9 protein-coding genes are annotated in these 7,921 nt (G+C 65.4%); 8 read left to right on the top strand and 1 reads right to left on the bottom strand.

Going from position 1 to position 7,921, the window contains the following annotated elements:
- Positions 1-239: hypothetical protein (locus tag FOY53_RS18585; RefSeq protein ID WP_439332553.1), on the bottom strand; the 239-nt coding region annotated here is incomplete at its 3' end.
- Positions 240-674: 435 nt separating this feature from the next.
- Between FOY53_RS18585 and FOY53_RS23995 the strand changes: the two genes are divergently transcribed.
- The 8 genes from FOY53_RS23995 (at position 675) to hutU (ending at position 7,831) form a co-directional block, all read left to right on the top strand.
- Positions 675-809: a hypothetical protein gene (locus FOY53_RS23995; RefSeq protein ID WP_281289591.1), complete on the top strand. Its 135-nt coding sequence runs from the start codon at positions 675-677 to the stop codon at positions 807-809.
- A complete protein-coding gene (gene hemP, locus FOY53_RS18580; protein WP_146591672.1) occupies positions 806-976 on the top strand; it encodes a hemin uptake protein HemP in 171 nt (56 codons plus the stop codon). Before FOY53_RS23995 ends, hemP begins: the two co-directional genes overlap by 4 nt.
- Positions 977-1,052: 76 nt before the next feature.
- On the top strand, positions 1,053-1,409 hold the full coding sequence (locus FOY53_RS18575) for a hypothetical protein (protein ID WP_146591670.1): 357 nt from the start codon (positions 1,053-1,055) through the stop codon (positions 1,407-1,409).
- Between the two features lie 75 nt (positions 1,410-1,484).
- Entirely contained in the window at positions 1,485-1,949 is a 465-nt protein-coding gene (locus tag FOY53_RS18570; RefSeq protein WP_146591668.1) for a copper chaperone PCu(A)C, read from the top strand.
- Between the two features lie 677 nt (positions 1,950-2,626).
- Positions 2,627-3,847 carry an imidazolonepropionase gene (gene hutI, locus FOY53_RS18565; RefSeq protein ID WP_146591666.1) on the top strand — a complete coding sequence of 407 codons (1,221 nt, stop codon included), beginning with the start codon at positions 2,627-2,629 and terminating at the stop codon, positions 3,845-3,847.
- Positions 3,835-5,373 carry a histidine ammonia-lyase gene (gene hutH / locus FOY53_RS18560; protein ID WP_146591664.1) on the top strand — a complete coding sequence of 513 codons (1,539 nt, stop codon included), beginning with the start codon at positions 3,835-3,837 and terminating at the stop codon, positions 5,371-5,373. The genes hutI and hutH overlap by 13 nt, the downstream gene beginning before the upstream one ends.
- Positions 5,370-6,170, top strand: a complete 801-nt coding sequence (gene hutG / locus FOY53_RS18555; RefSeq protein ID WP_146591662.1) for an N-formylglutamate deformylase — start codon at positions 5,370-5,372, stop codon at positions 6,168-6,170. The genes hutH and hutG overlap by 4 nt, the downstream gene beginning before the upstream one ends.
- Entirely contained in the window at positions 6,167-7,831 is a 1,665-nt protein-coding gene (gene hutU / locus FOY53_RS18550; protein ID WP_146591660.1) for a urocanate hydratase, read from the top strand. The genes hutG and hutU overlap by 4 nt, the downstream gene beginning before the upstream one ends.
- Positions 7,832-7,921 lie beyond the last annotated feature (90 nt).

Here is a 7,921-nt window from a genome sequence, read left to right as displayed (position 1 = left end):
CGCGCGGGCTGCGGGCTGCGGCGCGGCGCGGCTGGTGCGGCCGCCGGTGACGGCTGTGGCGCCGCCGTGGTTTCCACATCCACCGTCGGCAGGACGATCACGCCTCCGGCGGTGTCCTGCCCGTAGGCAGCTCCGGCAAAACAGGCCAGCGACAGCGATGCCCCCAGCAGGCCGGTGTTTGTCAGGATGCGGGCGCGCCCGCCTTGGCGTGCACGTGGTGCGTCGGTCGAATTGCGCATTTCTGGTCCCTCGGTCTTGTTATGGAATGACAGCTCCGGGCAATGCCGGGCTCGCGCAGGTGGCTGTCTGGACCGAAACGTCTGGAGGGCTGCACGCGATTGCAGGGACCGCTTAGTTTACTATTTTAGTCATGTAAAGGCCGTCAGAATTTTTTCCGAACTATTGCTGAGGGTTGGCACGCCGATAGCGTTACCCCGGCGGAATATTGTGCCGATGCCCAATTGCTGTGCAGACGGCAACGTTGTGTCGCTTTTCGACCTACCGACATTCGGAAAGAGTGTCGCAGCAATGCCGCGATTTGCAGGCATCGTCGGGTCCGGGTCTTTGCCACTTGTGGCGGTGCCGCTTTATCCCTACTGTTTCACTAAGGTAATAATCCCCATCCCAGCCACCTTTCGGAAGCCAGGAGTTGAAACCCGCGAAAGGAGTGCGCGATGACCCTGCGCCATAGCCTGCCAGAACCCGAAGATGTCCATTGGACGGACCTGCTGTTTGCCGCGTTTTCCGGCTGGAGCCTGACCGAGCAATCGCTCGAATCGCTGATCGACCGGATCGGGCGTGTCACATGAATGCTGTGCCGCGGACCGCCCCGCTCGGAACCGTCGTGCCTGACGACGTGCCCACATTCGATGTACGGGATCTGATCCAGGACGGGATACAGGCCCGACTGGTGCTTGACGGGCAAACCTATACCCTGCGCATCACCCGCGCTGGCAAGCTGATCCTGACCAAGTGATCGGTCGCGGTCCGGGCGCGAATGTCGCAGGTGCCCGGGCTTTTCCAGCCCACCGCAATGCAGATATGGTCGCGCCATGATCCTGCGCGCGCTTCGCATCGTTCTTTGCCTTGGTGTCCTTGCGGGCGTCCTGCTGCCGAAGACATCGGTGGCGCTGGTGCAGCTTGGGCTGATCCGGGGGCAGGTTCTGGTGATCTGCACCGGGCGCGGGCTGGAAACCGTGGTGCTGGACCGGGACGGCCGCCCGGTCGGGATCAGCCATGCCGATCATCCCTGTCTGCTGACCCATGCCGCCGATACCGCGACTGCCGTCCTGCTGCCGCCGATCACGGTCGGCTTTGCGATGCTTGGACCACTGCCCCATGCGGCGGATCATCCCCCGGCGATGCGCCGTCCGCATGATGCCTGCCCCAGGGCCCCTCCGGTCGTCTGATGTCAATGCAACAGACAACCCACCACGCCTTTCGCGGGGCCGGACTCCCCGGACCGCACCCACCGGAGACACCTGATGAAACTGCTTTTTGCCGCCGCGCTGCTCTGCAGCCTGCCCGCCCTCACCCTGGCCCAGGAATACACCCTGGGCCCGATCGCGGTGGACCACCCGCATGCCTTTGAAGCCCCGCCCGTGGCCCGGACACTGGCGGGCTACATGAGCATCACCAACCACGGCACCCACCCCGACACCCTGATCGCCGTCGAAGCCGATTTTCCGCGGGTGACGGTGCACCAGTCCCAGGACTCGGACGGGGTCGCCAGGATGAGCCCGGTCGAGAGGCTGGACCTCGCGCCCGGCCAGACCGTGACGTTTGCCCCCGGCGGCCACCACGTGATGTTCATGGGGCTCGACGGCAAGCAACTCGACACCGGCTCCGAGATCGCGGCGGTTCTGGTGTTCGAAAATGCCGGTCGACTCGACGTTGTGTTCAGCATCGAGGCGCGCCCCACGGCCGACGGCGGTCACGCCTCACATTAACGGGGGTGCCACCCGGCACTTGATGGCCAAGGCGGTCCTGGCTGGGGTCCGGTTTCGCGCACAACTGAGTGCGGGACAGAAACCGGATCCGCCGAGAAGGTGAGCGGCGCCGGCCCATACCGGAGACACCTTCGGACCGACCGCATCGGCTCTGGACAAGCGGCGCGCTCGGGCGGTTTCCCGGCCCCGGCATTGTTACAAGACACCGGCGCATGTAACCGCCCCCGGCGCACAGGCCACCGCGCCTCGGGTCGGCACGCCGCCCGGCAGGTGATGCAGACAGGGAACCCCGCCGACACTGGCACAGCCCGCCTCCGGCATTTCCACACACACCGGTAGCGAACGCCGCGATACGGTCAGCCGCCGGGTCCAGAAGCCGTCTTTGCCCGTCCTGCGGCTTTTCCGGCCATTTCCCCATGCGCCGTTACGCTGTCGCCGTGCAGGTCGGCCCAAGCCGACAGCAGGGTCTTGACCGGGCTGCCGGAGGTGTGTGTCGGCGGGTCGGTCTCGTTTCCACGCTTCCAGCCATCCGCCGAATGCACCCGGTCACTATCTGCCAGTCCGGGCGGCAGCTCGCGTGATTGGCAAAATGATCTCGTGACCCTCCATTTTATGTATATACATATTCGAAGCCGCTCGGTATGATGACGGCGAAAACTGGCAATTGGTGAGCGCAAATGACCAGCAACAGCACTGTCTTTGTTGATGTAAACGCCGCGACGATGGGCGAATCGCAACCGGCCTATGGTCTGATCGAAGATGCCGCCATAGCGGTGTCGGGCGGGATCATTGACTGGGTCGGGCCGCGCGCAGACCTGCCCACGCGTTTCGACGACCACCCCCTGACCCGTCTCGGCGGCCGCCTGGTCACCCCAGGGCTGATCGACTGCCATACCCACATCGTTCACGGCGGAGACCGCGCCGTGGAATTCGAGATGCGGTTGAACGGGGCCAGCTACGAAGAGGTCGCGCGCGCGGGCGGCGGCATCGTGTCCACCGTCACCGCCACCCGCGGCGCCACCGAAGCGACATTGCTGGCAGACGCGCTGCGCCGGGTTGACGTCCTGATTGCCGAAGGCGTGACCGGCATCGAAATCAAATCGGGCTATGGCCTGGATATCGAAACCGAACTGCGCATGTTGCGCGTTGCCCGCGCCGTCATGCAACACCGCCCAATCCGGGTGAAGACCACGTTTCTCGGGGCCCACGCGACCCCTGCCGAATACGCCGGGCGTGACGATGCCTATATCGACGAGGTGTGCATCCCGGCGCTGCGGGCGGCCCATGCAGAGCGGCTTGTCGATGCGGTCGACGGCTTCTGCGAAGGCATCGCCTTTCAGCCCGAACAGATCGCGCGGGTGTTCGATGTGGCGGTCGCTCTCGGCCTGCCGGTCAAGCTTCACGCCGAACAATTGTCCAACGTGGGCGGCGCGAAGCTTGCGGCCAGCTATGGCGCGCTCTCTGCGGACCATATCGAATATCTCGACGAGGATGGCGTCCGTGCCCTGGCCGATGCCGGAACCGTTGCGGTCATCCTGCCGGGGGCGTTTTACACCCTGCGCGAAACTCAGGCGCCACCGATTGACCAGTTGCGCAAACACGGCGTCCCGATGGCGCTGGCGACCGATATCAACCCCGGCTCATCGCCACTCAACTCGCTGCTGCTGACACTAAACATGGGCTGCACCCTGTTCCGCATGACACCCGAAGAAGCCCTGCGCGGCGTCACCTGCCATGCGGCGCGCGCCCTTGGCCTGACCGACACCGGCACCATTGCCCGCGGACTGCGGGCTGACCTCGCGGTCTGGGATGTCAGGCACCCCGCGGAACTGGCCTACCGCATCGGCTTCAATCCTCTGTATTCACGCATTTTTGGAGGCACGTCATGCCGACATTGACCCTTGCGCCCGGCGCCGTCACTCTGGATGACCTGGCGCAGATCTTCTGGAACGAGGCACCGGTGCGGCTTGATCCCGCGTGCCATCCGGACATTGAGCTGGCCCATGCCCGCATTGCCAAGGCCGTCGCCGGAACCGATGCCGTCTACGGCGTGAACACCGGTTTCGGCAAACTGGCCTCGGTCAAGATTGCGGCGAAAGACACCGCAACGCTACAGCGCAACCTGATCCTGTCGCATTGCTGCGGTGTGGGCCCCGCAGTTCCGCGACGGCATGCGCGTCTGATGATGGCGCTCAAACTGCTCAGCCTCGGGCGGGGGGCCTCAGGGGTGCGGCTCGAGGTGGTGACCCTGATCGAAGCGATGCTGGACAAAGGCGTGACGCCGGTGATTCCGGCGCAGGGCTCGGTCGGGGCCTCGGGCGACCTGGCACCGCTCGCGCATATGGCGGCGGCGATGATGGGCCATGGCGAGGCCGAAATCGGCGGCAGGGTGATGCCCGGCGGTGAGGCGCTGGCGGCCGCGGGGCTGACCCCGGTGGCGCTTGGCCCCAAGGAAGGGCTGGCGCTGATCAACGGCACACAGTTTTCCACCGCCTTTGCCCTCGCCGGACTGTTCGGCGCCTGGCGCGCGGCGCATTCGGCGCTGGTGACCTCGGCGCTGTCGACCGATGCGATCATGGGCTCGACCGCGCCGCTGCAACCCGAGATCCACGCCCTGCGCGGCCATCGCGGCCAGATCGAGGCGGGCGAGACCATGCGCGCGCTGCTGGCGGGATCCGAGATCCGCGACAGCCATATCGTCGATGATGCCCGGGTGCAGGATCCTTATTGCATCCGCTGTCAGCCGCAGGTGACGGGGGCGGCGATGGACGTGCTGCGCATGGCCGCGACGACACTGGAGATCGAGGCCAATGCGGCAACCGACAATCCGCTGGTGCTTGTCGGCGCCGATCTGATCGTCTCGGGCGGCAATTTCCACGCCGAACCGGTGGGTTTTGCCGCCGACATGATCGCCCTCGCCATCGCGGAAATCGGCGCCATCGCACAGCGCCGCGTCGCCCTGATCGTCGATCCGGTGCTCAGCTTCAACCTGCCCCCCTTCCTGACGCCCAATCCGGGGCTGAATTCTGGGTACATGATTGCCGAGGTCACGACCGCCGCCCTGATGAGCGAGAACAAGCATCTGGCAAACCCCTGCGTGACCGACAGCACGCCGACGTCGGCCAACCAGGAGGACCATGTCAGCATGGCCGCGCACGGGGCGCGGAGGCTGGGCCCGATGATCGAGAACCTCAACCGCATTCTGGGGGTCGAACTGCTCTGCGCCGCGCAGGGCATTGATTTCCGCGCGCCGCTGGCCACCAGCGAAACCCTGCAACGCGTCGTGACCCGGGTGCGTCAGGACGTTGCCACACTTGGCGAGGACCGCTACCTGGCACCGGATCTGGAGCGTGCCGCAGCCATGATCGCCTGCGGAGATATCGTCACCGCCGCGGGCGTCGACATGCCGGAGCTGGGCGCATGATGCCGGTCGAAACCCGCCGGGGCGACAGCCCCATCGTTCTCGGGCTTCCACATACCGGAACCTTTGTGCCTGACAACATCCGCGCGGGTCTGAACAGTCGGGGAAGAGGACTGGACGACACCGACTGGCATATTCACACGCTCTATGACGGGCTGTTGGCCGGGGCGACCACAGTTCGCGCCACCTTCCACCGCTATGTCATCGACGCAAACCGCGACCCGTCCGGAGACTCGCTTTATCCCGGACAGAACACGACCGGACTGGTGCCGCTGACGGATTTCGACGGGCGCGACATCTGGGACCATGCGCCGACCGAGGCAGACATCGCAGAACGGCGCAAAACCTTTCATGCGCCCTATCACGCGGCGCTGCAGGCCGAACTGAGCCGGGTGCGCGATCTGCACGGCGTCGCGATCCTTTATGATTGCCACTCGATCCGCTCGAACATCCCGTTCCTGTTTGGCGGCACCCTGCCCGACTTCAACATCGGCACAAATCTGGGCAGCACCTGCGCCCCTGAAATCGAAACCTCCGTGCAAGCCGCCTGCGCCGCCGCAAAGGGCCATACCGCCATCACCAATGGCCGTTTCAAGGGCGGATGGACCACGCGCCACTATGGCCGCCCCGCCGAGGGCCTGCACGCCATTCAGATGGAACTGGCACAAAGCACCTATCTGCGCGCCGAGACCGCGCCCTGGGCCTATGACCGCACCAAGGCCGCGCGCCTGCGGGCACATCTGAAAATCATTCTGACGAAATTGGCCGATCTGGCCCCGACCTTGAAAGGCACATCATGAGCGATCCGCGCAAGAACACCCGTGACGTTTATCCTGCCACCGGCACCGGGCTGACAGCCAAAAGCTGGCTGACCGAAGCGCCGCTGCGGATGCTGATGAACAACCTGCATCCGGATGTCGCGGAAAACCCGCATGAGCTGGTGGTCTACGGCGGCATCGGACGCGCCGCGCGGACCTGGAAGGATTTCGATCAGATCGTCGCCTCGCTGCGCGAGCTGGAAGAGGACCAGACGCTGCTGGTGCAATCGGGCAAGCCAGTCGGCGTGTTCCAGACCCACAAGGACGCGCCGCGCGTGCTGATCGCCAACTCCAACCTCGTGCCGCACTGGGCCACCTGGGACCATTTCAACGAACTGGATAAGAAGGGTCTGGCGATGTACGGCCAGATGACTGCCGGGTCGTGGATTTACATCGGCAGCCAGGGCATCGTTCAGGGCACCTACGAGACCTTTGTCGAGGCCGGGCGCCAGCATTACGGTGGAGACCTCACGGGCAAATGGATCCTCACCGGCGGTCTTGGCGGCATGGGTGGCGCGCAGCCGCTGGCGGCGGTGATGGCCGGGGCCTGCTGCCTGGCAGTCGAGTGCAACCCCGACAGCATCGATTTCCGTCTGCGCACCCGGTATGTCGACGAGAAGGCCGAAACGCTGGACGAGGCGCTGGCGATGATCGACCGCTGGACCGCCGCCGGCGAGGCAAAGTCTGTCGGCCTGCTGGGCAATGCGGCGGATGTGTTCCCCGAGCTGGTCAGGCGTGGCGTGCGCCCGGACATCGTCACCGACCAGACCTCGGCGCATGATCCGGTCAACGGCTACCTGCCGCAGGGCTGGACCATGGCGCAATGGAAAGACAAACGCGAGACCGCCCCCAAGGAGGTCGAGAAGGCCGCCCGAGCCAGCATGAAGGTGCAGGTCAAGGCGATGTGCGACTTCCACGCCAACGGCATCCCCACGGTCGACTACGGCAACAATATCCGCCAGATGGCGCTGGAAGAAGGGCTGGAGAATGCCTTTGACTTCCCGGGGTTTGTGCCCGCCTATATCCGGCCGCTGTTCTGCCGGGGCATCGGCCCGTTCCGCTGGGCGGCTTTGTCGGGCGATCCGGAGGACATCCACAAGACCGACGCCAAGGTGAAGGAGCTGGTGGACGATCCGCATCTGCACAACTGGCTGGACATGGCGCGCGAGCGGATCGCGTTTCAGGGCCTGCCGGCGCGGATCTGCTGGGTTGGCCTGGGCGTGCGTCACAAGCTGGGGCTGGCCTTCAACGAGATGGTGCGCAATGGCGAGTTGAGCGCGCCGATCGTGATTGGCCGCGATCACCTCGATTCAGGCTCCGTCGCCTCCCCCAACCGCGAGACCGAGGCGATGAAGGACGGCTCGGACGCCGTGTCCGACTGGCCCCTGCTCAACGCCCTGCTCAACACCGCCTCGGGCGCGACCTGGGTATCGCTGCACCACGGCGGCGGGGTTGGCATGGGGTTCTCGCAGCATTCCGGCATGGTGATCTGCTGTGACGGCTCCGAGGATGCCGACCGCCGCATCGCCCGGGTGTTGTGGAACGACCCGGCCACCGGTGTGATGCGCCATGCCGATGCGGGCTATGACGAGGCGCTGGAGTGTGCGCGTGAAAACGGGCTGAACCTGCCCGGGATTCTGTAGCTCAGGGTATCCGCTGCCCTGCGCCCGGGACAGGTCCGCAGCCCGGGCGCGCTGGCTGCCAGGAATTTCACATTGGCGAAAAGTCCCTGA

Source organism: Puniceibacterium confluentis (assembly GCF_007923445.1).
Lineage (GTDB): Bacteria > Pseudomonadota > Alphaproteobacteria > Rhodobacterales > Rhodobacteraceae > Puniceibacterium > Puniceibacterium confluentis.
Note: the sequence above shows the minus strand (reverse complement) of the source record. Positions and strands in the feature narration are given on the sequence as shown.